The 16,798-nt window shown below is 36.0% G+C and carries 17 protein-coding genes; 9 read left to right on the forward strand and 8 right to left on the reverse strand.

The window, feature by feature from the left end:
* The first annotated feature begins 498 nt into the window (after window positions 1-498).
* Window positions 499-645, forward strand: a complete 147-nt coding sequence (locus C6988_RS11240) for a DUF5679 domain-containing protein (protein ID WP_342752381.1) — start codon at window positions 499-501, stop codon at window positions 643-645.
* A gap of 214 nt (window positions 646-859) precedes the next feature.
* On the opposite strand, the gene C6988_RS08785 is transcribed toward C6988_RS11240, so the two are convergent.
* From C6988_RS08785 to asd, 3 genes are all read right to left on the reverse strand, one after another.
* On the reverse strand, window positions 860-1,786 hold the full coding sequence (locus tag C6988_RS08785; RefSeq protein ID WP_182134713.1) for a heme o synthase: 927 nt from the start codon (window positions 1,784-1,786) through the stop codon (window positions 860-862).
* Between the two features lie 10 nt (window positions 1,787-1,796).
* The gene (locus tag C6988_RS08790) at window positions 1,797-2,255 is read right to left on the reverse strand and encodes an Lrp/AsnC family transcriptional regulator (protein ID WP_182134721.1); all 459 of its coding nucleotides are present in this window, start codon (window positions 2,253-2,255) and stop codon (window positions 1,797-1,799) included.
* Window positions 2,256-2,342: 87 nt separating this feature from the next.
* Entirely contained in the window at window positions 2,343-3,425 is a 1,083-nt protein-coding gene (gene asd, locus C6988_RS08795) for an aspartate-semialdehyde dehydrogenase (protein ID WP_182134723.1), read from the reverse strand.
* 84 nt (window positions 3,426-3,509) lie between these two features.
* On the opposite strand from asd, the gene C6988_RS08800 reads away from it, so the two are divergent.
* From C6988_RS08800 to C6988_RS08820, 5 genes are read left to right on the forward strand one after another with little or no spacing between them, the layout of a single operon-like run.
* Window positions 3,510-4,598 (forward strand): pyridoxal phosphate-dependent aminotransferase, encoded by a 1,089-nt coding sequence (locus tag C6988_RS08800; protein WP_182134725.1) that lies wholly within the window; start codon window positions 3,510-3,512, stop codon window positions 4,596-4,598.
* Window positions 4,586-5,425 (forward strand): cobyric acid synthase, encoded by an 840-nt coding sequence (locus tag C6988_RS08805; RefSeq protein WP_182134727.1) that lies wholly within the window; start codon window positions 4,586-4,588, stop codon window positions 5,423-5,425. The genes C6988_RS08800 and C6988_RS08805 overlap by 13 nt, the downstream gene beginning before the upstream one ends.
* Window positions 5,422-6,390: a cobalamin biosynthesis protein gene (locus tag C6988_RS08810; RefSeq protein ID WP_182134729.1), complete on the forward strand. Its 969-nt coding sequence runs from the start codon at window positions 5,422-5,424 to the stop codon at window positions 6,388-6,390. Before C6988_RS08805 ends, C6988_RS08810 begins: the two co-directional genes overlap by 4 nt.
* The gene (cobS, locus tag C6988_RS08815) at window positions 6,383-7,111 is read left to right on the forward strand and encodes an adenosylcobinamide-GDP ribazoletransferase (protein WP_182134731.1); all 729 of its coding nucleotides are present in this window, start codon (window positions 6,383-6,385) and stop codon (window positions 7,109-7,111) included. Before C6988_RS08810 ends, cobS begins: the two co-directional genes overlap by 8 nt.
* On the forward strand, window positions 7,108-7,689 hold the full coding sequence (locus C6988_RS08820; protein WP_182134733.1) for an NTP transferase domain-containing protein: 582 nt from the start codon (window positions 7,108-7,110) through the stop codon (window positions 7,687-7,689). The genes cobS and C6988_RS08820 overlap by 4 nt, the downstream gene beginning before the upstream one ends.
* Here C6988_RS08820 and C6988_RS08825 read toward each other — a convergent pair.
* Entirely contained in the window at window positions 7,672-7,869 is a 198-nt protein-coding gene (locus C6988_RS08825; protein ID WP_182134735.1) for a 30S ribosomal protein S27e, read from the reverse strand. The two genes, C6988_RS08820 and C6988_RS08825, sit on opposite strands and share 18 nt — an antisense overlap.
* Complete coding sequence (locus C6988_RS08830) at window positions 7,866-8,147, reverse strand: 50S ribosomal protein L44e (RefSeq protein WP_182134737.1); 282 nt, start codon at window positions 8,145-8,147, stop codon at window positions 7,866-7,868. Before C6988_RS08830 ends, C6988_RS08825 begins: the two co-directional genes overlap by 4 nt.
* Window positions 8,148-8,262: 115 nt before the next feature.
* Here C6988_RS08830 and C6988_RS08835 point away from each other — a divergent pair, with 115 nt between their 5' ends.
* Genes C6988_RS08835 through C6988_RS08845 form a run of 3 tightly spaced genes read left to right on the forward strand, consistent with a single transcriptional unit; the run spans window position 8,263 to window position 12,560 of the window.
* Complete coding sequence (locus C6988_RS08835; protein WP_182134750.1) at window positions 8,263-9,981, forward strand: adenine deaminase; 1,719 nt, start codon at window positions 8,263-8,265, stop codon at window positions 9,979-9,981.
* A gap of 41 nt (window positions 9,982-10,022) precedes the next feature.
* Entirely contained in the window at window positions 10,023-11,654 is a 1,632-nt protein-coding gene (gene thsB / locus C6988_RS08840; protein ID WP_182134739.1) for a thermosome subunit beta, read from the forward strand.
* Between the two features lie 39 nt (window positions 11,655-11,693).
* On the forward strand, window positions 11,694-12,560 hold the full coding sequence (locus C6988_RS08845; protein WP_182134741.1) for an ROK family protein: 867 nt from the start codon (window positions 11,694-11,696) through the stop codon (window positions 12,558-12,560).
* Here C6988_RS08845 and C6988_RS08850 read toward each other — a convergent pair.
* The 3 genes from C6988_RS08850 to C6988_RS08860 form a co-directional block, all read right to left on the reverse strand.
* Window positions 12,557-12,940, reverse strand: a complete 384-nt coding sequence (locus C6988_RS08850; RefSeq protein ID WP_182134743.1) for a response regulator — start codon at window positions 12,938-12,940, stop codon at window positions 12,557-12,559. The genes C6988_RS08845 and C6988_RS08850 overlap by 4 nt on opposite strands.
* A 260-nt stretch (window positions 12,941-13,200) precedes the next feature.
* Complete coding sequence (locus C6988_RS08855; protein WP_182134745.1) at window positions 13,201-14,100, reverse strand: DNRLRE domain-containing protein; 900 nt, start codon at window positions 14,098-14,100, stop codon at window positions 13,201-13,203.
* A 120-nt stretch (window positions 14,101-14,220) separates the two neighbouring features.
* On the reverse strand, window positions 14,221-16,798 hold a 2,578-nt coding region (locus C6988_RS08860; protein WP_182134748.1), incomplete at its 5' end, for a S8 family serine peptidase.

A 16,798-nucleotide genomic window follows, 5' to 3' on the forward strand; every position in this document is an offset into this window, starting at 1 on the left:
CTTGCTCGTGTTGCAGAACTGGAAAAACAGATTGCCGAAGCTGAAGCAAAGAAAGCTCAGGAAGAAAAAGCCAGAGAAGAACAAGCCATGCAAGAACAGCTTGCTCGTGTTGCAGAACTGGAAAAACAGATTGCCGAAATTGAAGAAATTCAGGCAAATGCACCAAAATTTGATGAAATCATAGAGGAAGAAGCTACATCTGAACAATTAGAAAGAAAAGAAGATCTTAAAAAACAGATTGAAAAGCTTGAATCTGAACAAGAAACAAAATCTATCTCTACACAAATTCCTGATGAAGACGAAAAACAAGTAAATGATTCACCAGAAACTCATACTGATACATCTGAGCAAGTTGCTAAGATATCTGAACTTGAAAAACAAATTCTAGAACTTGAAAAAGCACTACAGAATGCACCAAAACTTGACGAAAATGAACCTGAATCCGAAACAAGTAAACCAACAACTTCCACCAAAGGAACAAAAACTGACTCTTCTAGCATTCAAGCTTATTGCGTAAAATGTAAGAAAAAAAGAGACATTAAAGATCCTAAAGACACCATCATGAAAAATGGACGTGCTGCAATACGGGGAACCTGCTCTGTATGTGGCACAAAGGTATTTCGAATTAAATCAAAGAAAAAATAGGTAGATTTCTCTACGCACAAGCTATGGATTTTGAATTTTTCAGTTCTTCACTTGAAAATTCATCATTGAATATCCAAGACAATCCCTGCAGATCCTGCCAAGAAAAATCTTGTCTTTCAAATTCTTTTGAGTTGTATCTTACCATGATAAGAATAAGGTAAATTTTGCTTATAAGGCCCGCGAAGAAATTATCAGTTGTTCACAAAGCTGAATTCTATAATGCAGAATCAACCATTAGTGCAATAAACAACACTGTAAGATATGGGCTAGAAAATTTGAACAGCATCCAAGATGCCTTTTCACTAGGTTTTGCTACTACCCAAGCAGAAAGTGCAATCATTAATGCACCGGATACTATTGCAGTCCACAAGTATACTTGTCCCATCATGGGAGTTCCGTCCTCCAGACTCAAAAAGAAGGGTACAACGCTGAAAAGAACCATCATTACTGTACTTGCAGCAATTACTCTTGCAGAAGTTTTTTCAGACTGGACTGCTGTGAGCATTGGAACATCAACTTTGTTATAATCTTCCTTAAAGTGTAATGTTAGAGCCCAAATGTGCATTGGAATCCAAATGAATACCAATCCTGCCATTGTTAATCCCATAGTCCACATCTCTGAGGTAGTTACTGCAACCCAACCAATCAATGGAGGGGCACCACCGCATAACCCTCCTAAAATGATATTGCTTCTACTTCTACGTTTTAGAGCGTATGAATAAATCAAAACATTGTTGAACAAACCAAATGCGATAAACGCTGTTGCCCACAATCCTTGCTCCATTGATGTTGTAAATGAAATTCCAAATGCCAAAACTAATGATACTGCTGCTAACGCATAGCCGAAATTGCGTGCATTTTCAGGAGTAACCCTTCCTGATGGAATGGGACGTTCTTTCGTTCTATCCATAATTGCATCAATATCTCTGTCATGATAGTTGGTTAGGGTATTTGCTGCTGCAGAACCTGCTGCAACACTTCCTAACATCAATCCCCAAGTGGCTGGAGAAATAGGAATATCATAAATGTTTGATGCCGTAATGGCTGCCCCAAATGCAGTGAAAACTAAAAGATACCAGATTTTTGGCTTGCTAAGTTCGTAATAAACAGAAAATCGAGATTGAGTTTTTTGTTTTTGCACTGTTTTTCACCTAATCTGATTGCATATATGGCATTGCTTTTGATCGCGTCTTCATCTCGATAAATGACTCTGATGATATGACTCCGTCAATCTTTCCAATCTTATCTGAGACAATTTTATGCATTGCATCCAAACTTTTTGCATAAACCGTTACTAGAATATCAAACCTGCCTGTAACCTCTGCAATCTCTCTAACTCCATCAATCTTGAATAATTCATCAATTACATTGTCTCTTTTTTTAGAATCCATGTTTACTCCAATCAGAGATTTTACTTGGTATCCTAATTCTTGATCATTTACTACAATGGTGAATCGTTCTATGAGTTTTCTTTTTACTAATCTCTTAATTCTTGAATAAACAACACTTGGATTTACTTTGATTTTTTTTGATAATCGTGGAACAGAAATTGATGCATCATTTGATAATTCAGATAAAATTGTTAGATCCAAGTCATCAACTTTTGCCAAAACAACTCTCCAGAATCGATGATCTAACCGTTTCTTATAAGTCTATTATTGAATTTGTCACATTATTGAAAAATTTTCAATAATTGTTTAGATTTTACCTTTTTTGTATAGCATCTCTGCTAATAGTACCGCACCCTTTGCAGAACCCATTTTCTTATTGTGGGAGAATAGCATGTATTTGAGTCCGTGATCAAACAACTCTTCTTTTTCCACTCTTCCAATAGTTGTAGTCATTCCATCTCCAACATCTCGTTCTATTCTTGGCTGAGGTCTCGTAGGATCTTCATGTACTGCATAGTAATCTTTTGGAGCCGATGGTAAGCCAGCTACAGTGATAAGTTTGTTGTATTCATCATACATCTGCTTTGCAGTAATTGGATCGATATCTTGAGATGTCTCTACAAATACTGATTCTGTATGACCATCAATTACTGGAACTCGTGTACATGTGCAGCTAACTTTAATGTCTGCATCAACAATTTTTCCATCTATTAGCTTCCCAAGAATCTTTCTTGTCTCGACTCTAACCTTTCCTTCCTCCTTTGGAATATACGGAATGATATTGTCAGTAATGTTCATGGCAGACACTCCTGGGGCACGACCTCCACCTGAAATTGCCTGCATTGAAGTCATCATAACTTTTTTTGCACCATATTTTTCGTATAATGGCTTTAATGTAATTGCTAATCCTGTTGTTGTACAATTGGGAAGCGGTGCTACCCATCCTTTCCAATTCCTATTTTTCTTTTGAATTTCTAATAATTCTGATTGTTCATCGTTAATTCCCGGAATTAAAATTGGCACATCTTCTTCATAGCGATATGCCGAACTAGTTGATATTACCGGTACATCTGCAGCTAATTTTGTTTCAATATCTCTAGCTGCAACTGATTCTACTGCAGAAAATACAAGATCTAACTGTGAAACATCAAGCTCATCAATTCTTTTGACTATCATTTCTTTGATATATTCTGGAATCTCACCGCCTACTTCCCAAGATACTATGCCAGAATTAGGATCCCTGATTGCTTCGGTGTATTTTTTTCCAGCAGAACGCTCTGATGCAGCAATTTGCGTCACCTCAAACCACGGGTGGTTTTTTAGTGATTGGACAAATTCTTGGCCTACAGAGCCAGTAACTCCTACTATTGCAACTCTTTTCTTATCCACGATGAAAAAAGTACCCAATTCAATTAATAATCCTTTACCGTTTTTAACCAAAACACACTATATTCCCAGCGACTATTCGGTTTTGTGAAACCAAGTAATCCATATGTTATACGTCATAGGCCAGCATCACATGGGGGCCTTTATTCTGTACGGGGAAATTCATCAAAAATCCTTGATTTTAGCTCAAACACCAATCCTTTAGGATCGCCACCTCTAGTCAAAAAAATAATCAAAGAAAAACTAGACACCATTGGAATTTATCCTGATTCTGACTCCCTTGAGCTTCGCAAGAATATCCATTCATATACAAAAATTCCATTAGAGCAGATAGTAGTAGGAAACGGCGCAACTGAAATAATCTACAATTTTGCTCATGCATTTCTCTCCAAAAAAACTCCTGTCTTGATTCCCATACCAACATTTAGTGAATATGAGAATGCAGTGCAACTTCGAGGATCTTGTGTTTCATTTTTTAAAACAATGAATCTTAATGATGACCTGGAAGAGTTTTTACAAAAAATTCCAAAAAATGGATGTGTCTTTGTTTGTAACCCAAATAATCCAACCGGAGTTTTACTGCCAAAGAAAAAAATGGAACTGATAATAAATCGGGCTAAAAAAAACTCATCTACTGTATTTGTTGATGAATGCTTTATCGAGTTGGTGCCTGAGTCTAATGAAACTATCATTAAATTAATTTCAAAATTTGATAATCTCTTTGTTTTACGATCATTAACCAAATCATTTGGTCTAGCTGGATTACGAATTGGATATGGATTAGGAAACAAAAAAATCATTTCAATACTTAGCAATCTTAAGATACCTTGGAATGTAAGTGGAATAGCCCAAGAATCTGCCATTGCATCATTAAAAGATAAAACATTTCTAAAAAAATCTAATCAATTGATAAGACAAGAATATGAATTTTTACGAAAAAATATTTCAAATATTGATGGATTTTACTGTAATGAATCAAAAACTAATTTTATCCTAATTAAAACAAAAGTAAAATCTAAAATTTTACAAAAGAAACTCTTTAAAAAAAATATTCTAATTCGTGACTGTAGTACATTTAGAGGTCTTGATGAAAATCATATTCGCATAGCAATAAAAAATAGAAATGAAAACCAACTTCTTGTCAAACAACTAAAGAGAATCTCATGCACGCATTAATGGTTCAGGGAACATCATCAAATGCAGGAAAAAGCACCCTAGTTACAGCCCTATGTAGAATATTTTCTGATAAGGGACTTTCCGTATCCCCATTCAAATCTCAAAACATGTCAAATTTCTCATACAAGACAAAAGACTTTGAGATATCTAGAGCCCAAGCCATTCAAGCTATAGCGGCTAGATGTGAAATTACACCTGAGTTAAATCCAATCTTGTTAAAACCACTTGGAAATTATCTTAGCGATGTATACTTGAATGGTAAAAAATTCAAAAAAATGCATGCAAGCGATTACTATCACAAGTTTGTAAATACTAGAGGACTAGTCGTTGCAAAAACTGCATTAAACCATCTACAAAAAAATTCAGACTTGGTAATAATTGAAGGTGCAGGCTCTCCTGCCGAAATCAATCTTCAGTCCTATGATATTGCCAATATGAGAATAGCAAATCTGGCAAATGCCTCTGTTTTGTTAATATCTGACATTGAACGCGGGGGCTCATTTGCCAGTTTAATGGGAACATTTCAACTCATAGAAAAAAAATACCAAAAACTCATCAAAGGATTTGTCTTAAACAAATTTCTTGGAGACCCAGAAATTCTAAGACCTGGATTTTCCAAATTGAAAAAATATACCGGTATTCCAATGTTGGGCGTAATACCAAAAACTACCGTTAGCTTGCCTGAAGAAGATTCTCTAGGAAAAATAACAAAACCAGTCATTTGGAATAAAAAGACAATCAATAAGATCGATGGCGAGATCAATAAACTTAGTAAATTAATCCAGCAAAATCTAAACATTAAAGCAATTGAGAGGATGGTACGATGATCTTTGAATCCATAGTGATTGTGCTGGCTGCACTTGGAATTGATTTCATATTTGGAGATCCCCGCTCAAGATATCATCCTACTGCTTGGATAGGGAGATTCATTGGAAGAATGGTACCAATCATGAAATCTGATAATGACACAACTGAACGAATGGGGGGAATAATTATTGTACTAGCATCATGCTTCGTAGTTTCTATACTGGTTTACGGTTATCTTTTTGGCATAGAATCACTTGGAAATGATTTCTTTAGTGTCGCTCTTGGAATTATTTTTGGCTCAATTTTACTCAAGACAACTATTGCAATTAAAGGAATGGAAAAGCATGCACTATCTGTGGTTGATTCTGTTGAAAGGGATGACATCGAAGCAGCACGTGGACATCTATCCATGATTGTAAAAAGGAATACTAGCGAATTGGATAAAAACCACATCTTATCCGGAGTTTTAGAGAGTGTTTCTGAAAATACAGTAGATGGAGTAACTGGGCCTTTGTTTTATTACTCAATATTTGGTCTATTAGGGGCATTTTTGTACAGAACCATTAACACAATTGACTCTATGGTAGGTTATCGAAATAATATGTTTAGAAACATTGGATGGTTTGGCGCAAATTGTGATAAAATCTTAAACTTCATTCCATCTAGATTAACAGGACTGGTGATGGTTTTAGCTGCAAAACTATTGAGGTTAGATTCTAGTTCGGCCTTTAGGATAATGATGAGAGATGGCAGAAAATTAGAAAGCCCAAATGCTGGATATCCAATGGCAGCACTTGCTGGTGCACTTAACACAAAGCTAGAAAAAATTGGACACTATAACATAGGTGATGGAAACATTGAGCTTTCAAGAAAACAGATCCATTCAGCAATTTCACTGATGAAGCTTAGCTCTTTGTTGTTTTGCGCAATTTTTACTATACCGATAATTATTGTGTTGTCTTCTATAGGGTGGTTCTTTGCTTAAAGAAATTGGTTCTGTCTTTTCTTTTCTGACTATTATTCCAACAACAAATGCTAATCTAGAAACTATTGCCCGTTACATGTACCTCTTTCCTTTAGTGGGAATTGTAATCGGTGTAATAATTGGCGGATTTGGATTTGGATTGTCTGAAGCAGGTGTTGACCCATTAATAGTAGGTTTACTCGTTGTAGCTGCAATTGCAATAATTACAGGCATTCATCACACTGATGGCCTTGCAGATTCTGCTGATGGTCTAATGGTGAGAGGAACCAAAGAAAAAAAACTTGCCGCAATGAAAGATCTTTCCACTGGTTCTGCTGGAATTGTTGCCATTGTAATGTATCTGATAGGAATGGTAGTGGCAATATCCTTATCAAATGGTTTTGAATTGTTTAGGGCTCTTCTATTTAGCGAAATCATTGCAAAATTTTCCATGGTTCTTATGGCCAGTATAGGCCAGTCTGCTGCTCTAGGTTCTAATTCCCCATTCCTTCAACTAATGAAAGATAAAAGAAAACTAGGCATGGCCTTTCTTTTTACATTGACTCCACTACTAATTTTTGGAGGTAGTACTGGTATGGTTGCCTTTGCAGTAGGAATTTCATTCACTATGTTTCTAGTTGCTATATCTAGTAGAAGCTTTGGAGGTATTACCGGTGATGTACTTGGCGCTACAAATGAATTAACTAGATTATCTTCTCTATTGATTTTTGTTTCATTATGATTGGACTAGTAATGGCTGGTGGTAAAGGAACCCGCATGGAAATGCCTGATGAAAAACTTTTGTTAACATATAGAAAACCAGTGATACTGCATGTAATTGATGCTTTAAAAAATTCTAACAGTCTTGAAAAAATTTTTGCCGCTACCAGTTCAAACTCTCCAAAAACTCAAAAATTGTTAAAAGAATCTGGGATACCAATTATTCAAACATCTGGAAAAGGATATGCAAACGATCTCAATTCAATTCTTCAATCACTTGATCAAGTTGTATTGGTAGTATCTGGAGATCTTCCGTTTTTAGACGATTCAATCATCAAACAAATTATAGAATCATATGATGGCTCCAAATGGACAAGTTTTGTAATCACAAAAGGATTCTTAGAATCTTTGAATATTTCATCTGCTGCTCCAATTGTAGTTGATGGAGTAGATTGCTATTACTCTGGGGTATCTATCGTCGATGCATCAAAAATTACAAATTTTTATTCTGTTGTAGAATCATTCAAAATTCTTGATGATAAACGAATAGCCTTTAATTTAAACACTAAACAGGATTATGATTTACTCGGCACTGCCTGAAATCTTTCCGTGAATTTTTGCAATAGCCCCAGTAGGTTTTGCAATGATATTTCCACATGAATTACAGGTTACTGATGTTGATGAATGAGAAAATACAACTTGTGTCTCCCCGCATTCTTTACATTCAACTTTTTGAAACTTGCTACTTGGTTTTGGAACTGGAATGTGATTCTTCTTCATGCTGCCACCAACTCAAATTTCTTTATTCTAATTCCATAGGTGTTGAATTTTTTCTTGCATTCTGGACATGTTAGCATACGTGTTACCTTTTTGGTAACTTTTGCTGGCTTTGCTAATTTTGGGAATTTCTGTCCACCATACCCCTTTTTGTCTTCAGCGTGCCTGCGTTCACCTATTGCAGATGCTCTTCGCTTACCGGCCTTGTATATTGAGACCTTTTGTGCAGTGTGTTTCTTGCACTTTGGGCAATATCGTTTTATTACCTTGGGGTAGTTCATTGAAAAAAATCCCATTTTTCGGTAATTTAAGCATTGAATCTTAATTTAGGCGCAGAAACAATTTGATCTAATGAGTACTCTGGCAAAATCAATTTCTTCTCTCAACTCGGTAGCAATGGGCAACAAAAAGGCAGATCTAATTTTCAAAAATTGTTCTTTGGTTAATGTTTACACACGCGAAGTAATCAATAATTCTCAAATTGCAATCATTAATGATAGAATTGCATATGTAGGGCAAGACGCTTCGCATGCTTCTGGAGCAAACACTACCATTATTGATCTAAATGACAAGTTCATCTCTCCAGGATTTGCAGATCCTCACATTCACATTGATCAGTTCTTTCTACCATCAGAGCTTGCCAAAAAATCCTTACTATGTGGTGTCACATCGCTATTTTCTGATCCAATTGACATTGTAAGTGCGTGTGGTTATCAAGGCTTTAGAGAATTTGTGAAACAATGTGAAAAACTACCAATTAGAATCTTCAATGTTGTTCCAGGAGGATTACCTGTTGACGGAAAATTTAGTCACAGTAAAACACTAAGTTTGTCGCAACAAAAATCAGCAATAAAATTACCAAATGTTTTAGGTTTAGGGGAGGTTTTTTCATGGACCAAAGTTACCAATAAGGATCCAAAAACTATGAAGTCATTATCACTAATGCTTGAGGCTGACTGTATAATTAATGGACACACTGCTGGCGCATCTGATAAAAAACTCAATGCATACATTTCATCTGGAATTTTGTCATGTCATGAGCCAATAAACTTTGATCAAGTTTTGGAGAGACTGCGTCTTGGCATGTGGGTGATGATGAGAGAAGGTTCTATTAGACGAGATCTTAAAGAAATTATTCCTCGAGTTTTATCCCATGGGACTTACATTGACAGACTGATGTTTTGTTCAGATGGAGTTGATCCTTTGGATTTGAAAAAATATGGGCATATTGATCACTGTGTCAATGAAGCAATAAAACTTGGAATGTCCCCAATAGACGCAATTACCATGGCTTCAAAGAATTGTTTTGATTACTATAATCTAGGAAAAGATCTTGGTGGTATAGCTCCTGGCAAACTAGCTGATCTACTAGTATTTGATGAACTCTCCTCTATAGTTCCTCGAAGAGTTTTCGTTGGAGGAAAACTTGTTGCTTCAAATGGCAGCATTGTCAGTCCTATCAAAAAGAAAGCCATTCCACCATGGATTAAAAAAACTGTTAAGCTAAGAAAAAAATTCTCATACAAAGACTTTGAGATTAAATCAAAGTCATCATCAGTCTCTGCCAACACAATCAAAATGAATTCAGAGATCATAACTGAATTAGGAACTGTTGAACTAGAAACAAAAAATGATAATGTTTTACCCTCCAAGGAAAAGGATGTCTGGAAAGTAGCAGCCTTTGATAGGACATTTGGAACCAAAACACACACTATCGGATTTCTCGAAAATTTTGGTTCAGATATTGGAGCATTTGCATCCACGTGGAGCTTTCACGAAAATGATCTAATCGTCATAGGGTCTAATGAAGAAGATATGGCAACTGCTGCAAATCATCTGATCAAAGAACAAGGTGGTCTTGTAGTTGTAAAGGATAAAAAAATTAAATCCAATCTAGAACTAAACATTGGCGGAATCATTTCTTCGGAATCTTTTGAACAGGTAACTGAGCAGTTTGAATCAGTAAATTCATCAATTACTGATGCTGGATGCAAGTTTCAAAGACCCCATCTGATTCCCTTATTTCTGCCATTTTTGGCATTGCCATCGATACGAATACTCTATTCTGGAATAGTAGATGTAAAAAAGAGATCGTACATTTCTCCAATTAACTAAGTAATCTTAAAAAGGGGCATTAAGCGAATTGTGAGCAGCTTATGGCTTCAATTCAGCAAACACCACAAGGACCAGTTCTTGTTTTAAAGGAAAGCGCCCTTCAACAGAAAGGAAGAGACGCACAGCAAAACAACATACAGGCAGCAAAACTTGTGGCTGATCTAGTAAGAACTAGTCTAGGCCCACGTGGATTAGACAAGATGCTTGTTGATTCCTTAGGTGACGTTACAATTACAAACGATGGAGCAACAATTCTCAAAGAGATTGATGTCCAACATCCGGCAGCAAAAATGATGGTTGAAATTTCTAAAACAATTGATAATGAAGTTGGAGATGGTACAACTTCCTCAGTAGTCTTTGCAGGCGCATTGCTTGCTAAAGCAGAAGAGTTGATCAAAAAAGACGTTCATTCATCAGTAATTATTGAGGGATATCAAGCAGCAGCCGATAAAACATTAGAGATTCTAAGTGAGATGGCAAAAAAAATTCAGCCTGATGACAGAGAATCACTACTAAAGATTGCAATCACTAGCATGAATTCTAAACTAATATCTGAAGACAGTGACATTTTATCTAAACTTGTAGTAGACTCTATTCTAAAAATCACTACTAAAAAGGCAGAAAAATACTCTGTTGATCTTGACAACATTAAAGTTGAAAAGAAAGCAGGCGGCTCCATACAGGATACACAGCTAGTAAAAGGAATTGTTCTTGACAAAGAAGTCGTTCACAGCGGAATGCCATCAAAGATTCAGGGCGCAAAAATTGCTTTACTTAACGCAGCATTAGAAGTTGAAAAAACTGAGATGAGTTCTGAAATTAGAATTAGCGACCCTACACAAATGCAAATGTTCCTTGAAGAAGAAAACAGAATGCTAAAACAGATGGTAGATAAAATTCACGATGTAGGTGCAAACGTTTTGTTATGTCAAAAAGGAATTGACGACATTGCACAGCATTATCTTGCAAAACACGGAATCTTGGCTGTTAGACGAGTTAAAGAAAGTGATATGACTAAACTTGGTAAAGCTACCGGTGGTAGAGTTACTACAAACCTTGATGATCTTACAGAAAAAGATCTTGGTAGCGCTGAACTAGTTCAACAAAAGAAGGTTGAATCTGATAAATGGGTATTCATTGAGGGATGTAGAAATCCACAATCTGTAACTCTATTGATGAGAGGTGGCTCTCAAAGAGTAGTAGATGAAGTTGATCGTTCTATTCATGATGCATTAATGGTTGTCAAAGATGTCATTGAAAAACCTGCCATTGTAGCAGGTGGCGGCGCACCAGAAGCATATGTAGCAACCCAACTAAAAGAATGGGCAGATAGCTTTGATGGAAGAGAACAGCTTGCAATCAAAAAATATGCTGAAGCACTTGAAACTATACCATTAACCATTGCTGAAAATGCAGGTATGGATCCAATTGATACCATGGCAAATCTAAGAGCAAAGCAAAGCCAAGGTAGAAAATGGACAGGTATTGACGCTAGAAATACAAAGATTGCAGACATGCTAGCAATTGATGTCGTAGAGCCAGTTGCAGTAAAAGAGCAAATCGTAAAATCTGCTACCGAGGCTGCATGCATGATTCTAAGAATCGATGATGTAATTGCAGTATCTGGCGGTTCAGGTGGCGGCGGTCATCCTGGAATGCCACCAATGGGATAAATTATCAAAACTTAAGCCAACTGTTTCATCTAGATTACTGTGAATAGATTAGGTGTAGATCTAGGAGGAACAAAGATTGAATCAATTCTTGTAGACGAAAATTTTCAAGTTATACAGAGAAAGAGAATTCCTACACCGCAAAATGACTATGAAAAAATTTTGGAATCAATTTCAAATCTGATTCAGGAGTTAAAGACTGAATCTTGCAGTATAGGAATTTGTACTCCTGGAGCAATTTCAAAGAAAACAGGTCTAATAAAAAATAGCAACACACAATGCTTGATTGGCAAGTCTCTAAAAGAAGATCTTGAATCAAGATTAGGACAAAAAATTTCTATGGATAATGATGCAAACTGTTTTGCAATTGCCGAGGCAACAATGGGTGCTGCAAAAAATTTTGGAATTGTCTTTGGCGTTATAATGGGAACTGGTGTAGGTGGAGGTATTGTAATTGATGGGAAAATCCATCATGGACGGACAAATATTGCTGGAGAATGGGGGCATCACATTTTACACACAAATGGAAACAAGTGTTACTGCGGAAAAAATGGATGCGTTGAAACATACATCTCAGGTCCTGCATTAGAGAAAAAATGGCTTGAAATTACTGGAAAGAATCAAAAATTGCCTGAAATTATTCAAAATAGCGGCTTTGATGATAAATCTACACTATGGAAAACAGAATTCTTAGAAAATTTTGGGCGCTCTGTTGCAAATGTAATTGACATACTTGATCCAGATGCTATTGTTTTGGGTGGCGGAGTTTCAAACATTCCATTTCTGTATGATGAGGGTAAGAATTTTGTTTACGAATGCGTGTTCAGTGATCTGATTGATACTCCAATTTTACAAAATAAGCTTGGTGACTCTGCAGGAGTTTTTGGTGCTTGCCTGTTAGAATCTTAACATGAAATTTTTAAAGAACCAATAACAGCCTTGTTAATTGCAGAAATTACATCATCAATTTCATACGGCTTGTAAAGTATATCGCTGGCATTAAGCTCTCTTAATCTCTCTTCAGTAATGGTAGTTTTGTCTGCTGTCACCATTATGACATTTGCATTTGGATCAACTTTTCTTATTCCTTGCAATCCATAAAATCCATCATATTCTGGCATCATTACATCAAGTAACACAACGGAAGGTTTTAGCTCTTGGTATTTCTCTACAGCTTCTTTACCATTTTTGCCCGTTCCAATCACATTGAATCCTTTGATCTCTAGAAATTCTTTGAAGATCTCCACAGTATCTAAATCATCATCAACGATTAACAGGTTAGGTTGCATAGTTCTCCCTCTATTTTTTCTAAATTGTGAATAGTTAGCTTTTCATCTAACTCTATATTTTTTTGAGAAAAAAAATCATATCTCAAATCTTTATCGTAAATGGAGACTTCTCTAATCAAATTAAATTTTGGCATGTTGTCTTTATTCATATAACTAATAGGAAATATCTAATCAAAAACTTCTGTTTGTAATTTTTTACAGACAACCGTATCCTAAATGCCTAAAATCAGTATCAAAAAATCAAAATAAAAAAAATTAACTTAAGCAAAAGTCAATTCTAATTGTGGAGTGTTACTTTGTGCTTCTCTTGCAGCAAAGTTGATTCTGCCTGGTTGGTCTTCGTTACTCTTCATGATGATCCAGCCATTGTTTTCCATTCCAGAAAGAAATGCTTCAATGTCGCCAGTTACGTCAAATTCTATCCATTGTCCATTTACTGAATTGTTGATACTTGTTGCAGCAGTTGGTGCTGGGTTAAAAACTCCTCCATTCCAACTTGCACAGTCTGTTTGTGTAGAGCAATCCCATGTTACTCCTGTCTGTTCGCCTACTAGGCTGCTAAATGGGGCATTCATGCTTTTTCCCTCATCCCAATTGGCACCAAGGGCATGGATGTTGATGGTTTGTGAATCTGACCATTTCCCGTCATTGCTAATTACAAAAAGCTTTAGTGTAGCGGATTTGAGTGATTTTCCTTGGGTTACTGCTTCTAGATCATCTTGATTAAATGCAATCAATGCTCTGTTATTTGTCTCGCCTTGACCCATCACTCGAAGTATGTCATTTGAGCCTTCATTGGAATTTCGAATTCCTTCCCTAACAAAACTGTCTTTTGCCGGATAGATTGTGGCTGTAAAGTCATCTACTTCATACTTTGGTCCTTTATTGAATAGTTTCAGTGAAGACAAGTCCTCAGTTTTTTGCATTACTTGGACTGTCCCAACTTCAGCATGTTGCTGAACGTAGGTTCCTACTGGTATCGAATCAGTGTGTGAATCATAGCACAAGCCATTATCACATAATGTTGTATTCTGTGAAGTTACATTATCCATTCCAGAATCCAAAACAAAAAAGGATACACCAGAAATAGATACACCTGCAATTATCATCATACTAAGTAGTTTTTTTCCAAACCATTCAGTCTGTGTTGTAGTGTTCATTGTATAGTATGAATCAGAATTACTAGTATAGTCTTGTTTGTAATGCAGTTACACACATTTTTGATTTTTAGATCCTAGTTCACACTAGATAATAATATGGAAAATATTTATCTTAAAAAATTAGTTTTTGTTTGCTAAAAATGATGCATCAATCATTCCGTAACCAATATCATTTGATGCCTCAGTTGTAGTTTTTACTGTATTGGATTTCATTTGTTCTAGCACATCTACTGGTGATGCATCTTGATTTCCTTGAAGCATCAACGTAGCCAATCCTGCCACATATGGCGTTGTTGCAGATGTTCCGTAGAACAAGTCTCCCTTGTATGCAAGTGTAGTTACACCATCTGGGCCTACTACATGTGGGGCTAGTTTACCGTGGTTTGTTGGACCTTGTGAGCTAAATGATTCTGTCTTACCATTTTGACTATTTACTGCACCGACTACGATGGCACCTCTTGCATCTGCAGGAACTACCACGCTACTTTTAGCAATTGGATACTCTACTACATTATTTACTGAAAAGACCTCTAGAATCGTATCTCGTGGAATGTTTGCAGCTGTCAAGTCGCCATCAAGTTGGTTGCCTGCATAGGAAATGCCGATTGCATACAGTCCTTCCATCTGTGGAACAAAGTGAATGCTTTCAAAGCTTCTATCGGATTGAACTTTTTGAATATTAGCAGAATAGTCTACGATATTTCCTGTTGGATCAAGTAGTATCAAGTCAAAGTCTGTAACATCCTTTAGTGGGTTGTTCCAGTTCAGGTAAACCATAATCGGTTGTTGGGTCAAGACCTGGCTTTTTGATACGGATATCGACATGCCTTCGTCGTACTCATCAAATTCATGCCATGCATTTAGGTTTGAATCAACAAAGTTTCCTTCCCAGTGTTTTTCAGCAAAATTTCCAGAAGGAACAACAAATGTAATTCCATGTGATATTGCTTCTTCTACCTTCTTTGTAATGTGACTGGTTCCATCAGTTGGTAAGTTGGGCCATCCTGCTGCCATCGCAATGACATCTACTTCATTTGCAATTGCCTCATCGACTGCGGCAACAAACTCTACGTCAGTATCCATCTCATATAGATACAAGTCAGCATCTGGTGCAACATCGGTGATGATTTCAGCTACTGCTGTTCCGTGCTCCGAATCATTGCTTCCATCGTGATGTTGCTGTGTCCATAATCCTGATGAACCACCTCTAAATGATTTAGAGTCAGCGATGTTGTTTGCAATCTTTTCATTGGATAAATCAAAACTAAGGTCCAGAACTGCAACTTTGACATCTTTGCCTGTGATGCCTTTTGTATGAACAATATCTGCATTTATTGAATAGACGCCTTCTGAAACTTTGTGATCAAATCTTTCTTCTTTGATGATGCCTTCTAATTGGGAAAGTTTTTCAAGTTTATTTTGTAATTGAATTAATTTCTCATATTTTTTAACTTCTACATCACTAAGATTTTTGCTTAAACTTCGTGTATCTTTTTTAATTGAGCTATCATCTGAAACATTATCTTGTTTTGTGGAATCAGAACTTGAACTGGTTCTCGCTTTTCTACTTTCATCAGTAGATGATTCTAACTGGCGTGTCTCAGTATTGGAATCTTTTACTTCTGAATCAGAACTTTCTTCGATTGACTTGGAGTTTTCAGTACTGTCTGTAGATTCTATTGATTCTTCACTAGATTCAATTGTTCTTTCACTAGATTCAGCATCAGCGTTGTTATCTTCATTTATCTCATTATTGGTAGATTCTTCGCCTGTAATTTTGATGATTTCTTCATTGATTGACTTTTCCAGTGAAGCAATTTCTAACTTGTTTTCTTTGTAAATTTTGTACAAGTTGTATGTAACTTGACTTGAAGTTCTCTCATTTGAGGATTCACCATCTAATTTTGATAGCTCTGAAACTATCTTAGTTTGAATACCTTCAATTTGTTTCTCTATGCCTGAATATTCTTTTATTGTATTTTTAGATAATTGATTTTCTTTGGATACTAGATCATTCAAACTACCTAAAATTTCTTCATTAGGTATGACATCTACATAATTTGATTTAATATCATAAAATATTGGCTTGTTTACATCTGTTAGTGAAACTGGAGTTCGAATAAAGTCTACTTCAGACATAGCCATAACTTCGTTCAGATTTTCAACATTCAAAGTCATTTGTACAAGAGAACCTGACATTACATCAATCTGACCTTTAGACATTAATTTTTCTAAGAGTTTTGGATTAATCTTTGATAGCTCCACTACAATTTGTGTTTGACCATTTTTGAACTTTAATCCAAATTTATTACCATTTTCATTACCGTTTCCGTTACCATTACCGTTTCCGTTACCATTACCGTTTCCGTTACCATTACCGTTTCCGTTACCATTACCGTTTCCGTTACCCTTGTTTTTTATTACTTCTTTTACAATTGCTATTCCGTTATCTGTCTTCAAAAGCTTCTTTAGACTATTATCCAAATTCATGTTATCTTTTGCTAAAGACTTAAGATTTTTCATATGATTTTGTTTTTCTAGATCTTCCAGAGCATTTAGATTATCATTTTTTAACTTCGAAGAAATTTTTACATTACCATTACCGTTTCCGTTACCGTTACTGTTTCCTGAACTAGTTGCTCCACCTACAGTGTTTCCTGCATCACCTGTTGCTCCACCTACAGTGTTTCCTGCATCA

The organism is Nitrosopumilus sp. b1 (assembly GCF_014078545.1).
In the GTDB taxonomy this organism is placed as follows: domain Archaea; phylum Thermoproteota; class Nitrososphaeria; order Nitrososphaerales; family Nitrosopumilaceae; genus PXYB01.

Coding starts and splice junctions, on each gene's coding strand:
- C6988_RS08805 (WP_182134727.1), top strand. CDS start 4,586: ATGCACGCATTAATGGTTCAGGGAACATCATCAAATGCAGGAAAAAGC.
- C6988_RS08850 (WP_182134743.1), bottom strand. CDS start 12,940: ATGCAACCTAACCTGTTAATCGTTGATGATGATTTAGATACTGTGGAG.
- C6988_RS08810 (WP_182134729.1), top strand. CDS start 5,422: ATGATCTTTGAATCCATAGTGATTGTGCTGGCTGCACTTGGAATTGAT.
- C6988_RS08825 (WP_182134735.1), bottom strand. CDS start 7,869: ATGAAGAAGAATCACATTCCAGTTCCAAAACCAAGTAGCAAGTTTCAA.
- C6988_RS08855 (WP_182134745.1), bottom strand. CDS start 14,100: ATGAACACTACAACACAGACTGAATGGTTTGGAAAAAAACTACTTAGT.
- C6988_RS08835 (WP_182134750.1), top strand. CDS start 8,263: ATGGGCAACAAAAAGGCAGATCTAATTTTCAAAAATTGTTCTTTGGTT.
- C6988_RS08830 (WP_182134737.1), bottom strand. CDS start 8,147: ATGAACTACCCCAAGGTAATAAAACGATATTGCCCAAAGTGCAAGAAA.
- thsB (WP_182134739.1), top strand. CDS start 10,023: ATGGCTTCAATTCAGCAAACACCACAAGGACCAGTTCTTGTTTTAAAG.
- C6988_RS08820 (WP_182134733.1), top strand. CDS start 7,108: ATGATTGGACTAGTAATGGCTGGTGGTAAAGGAACCCGCATGGAAATG.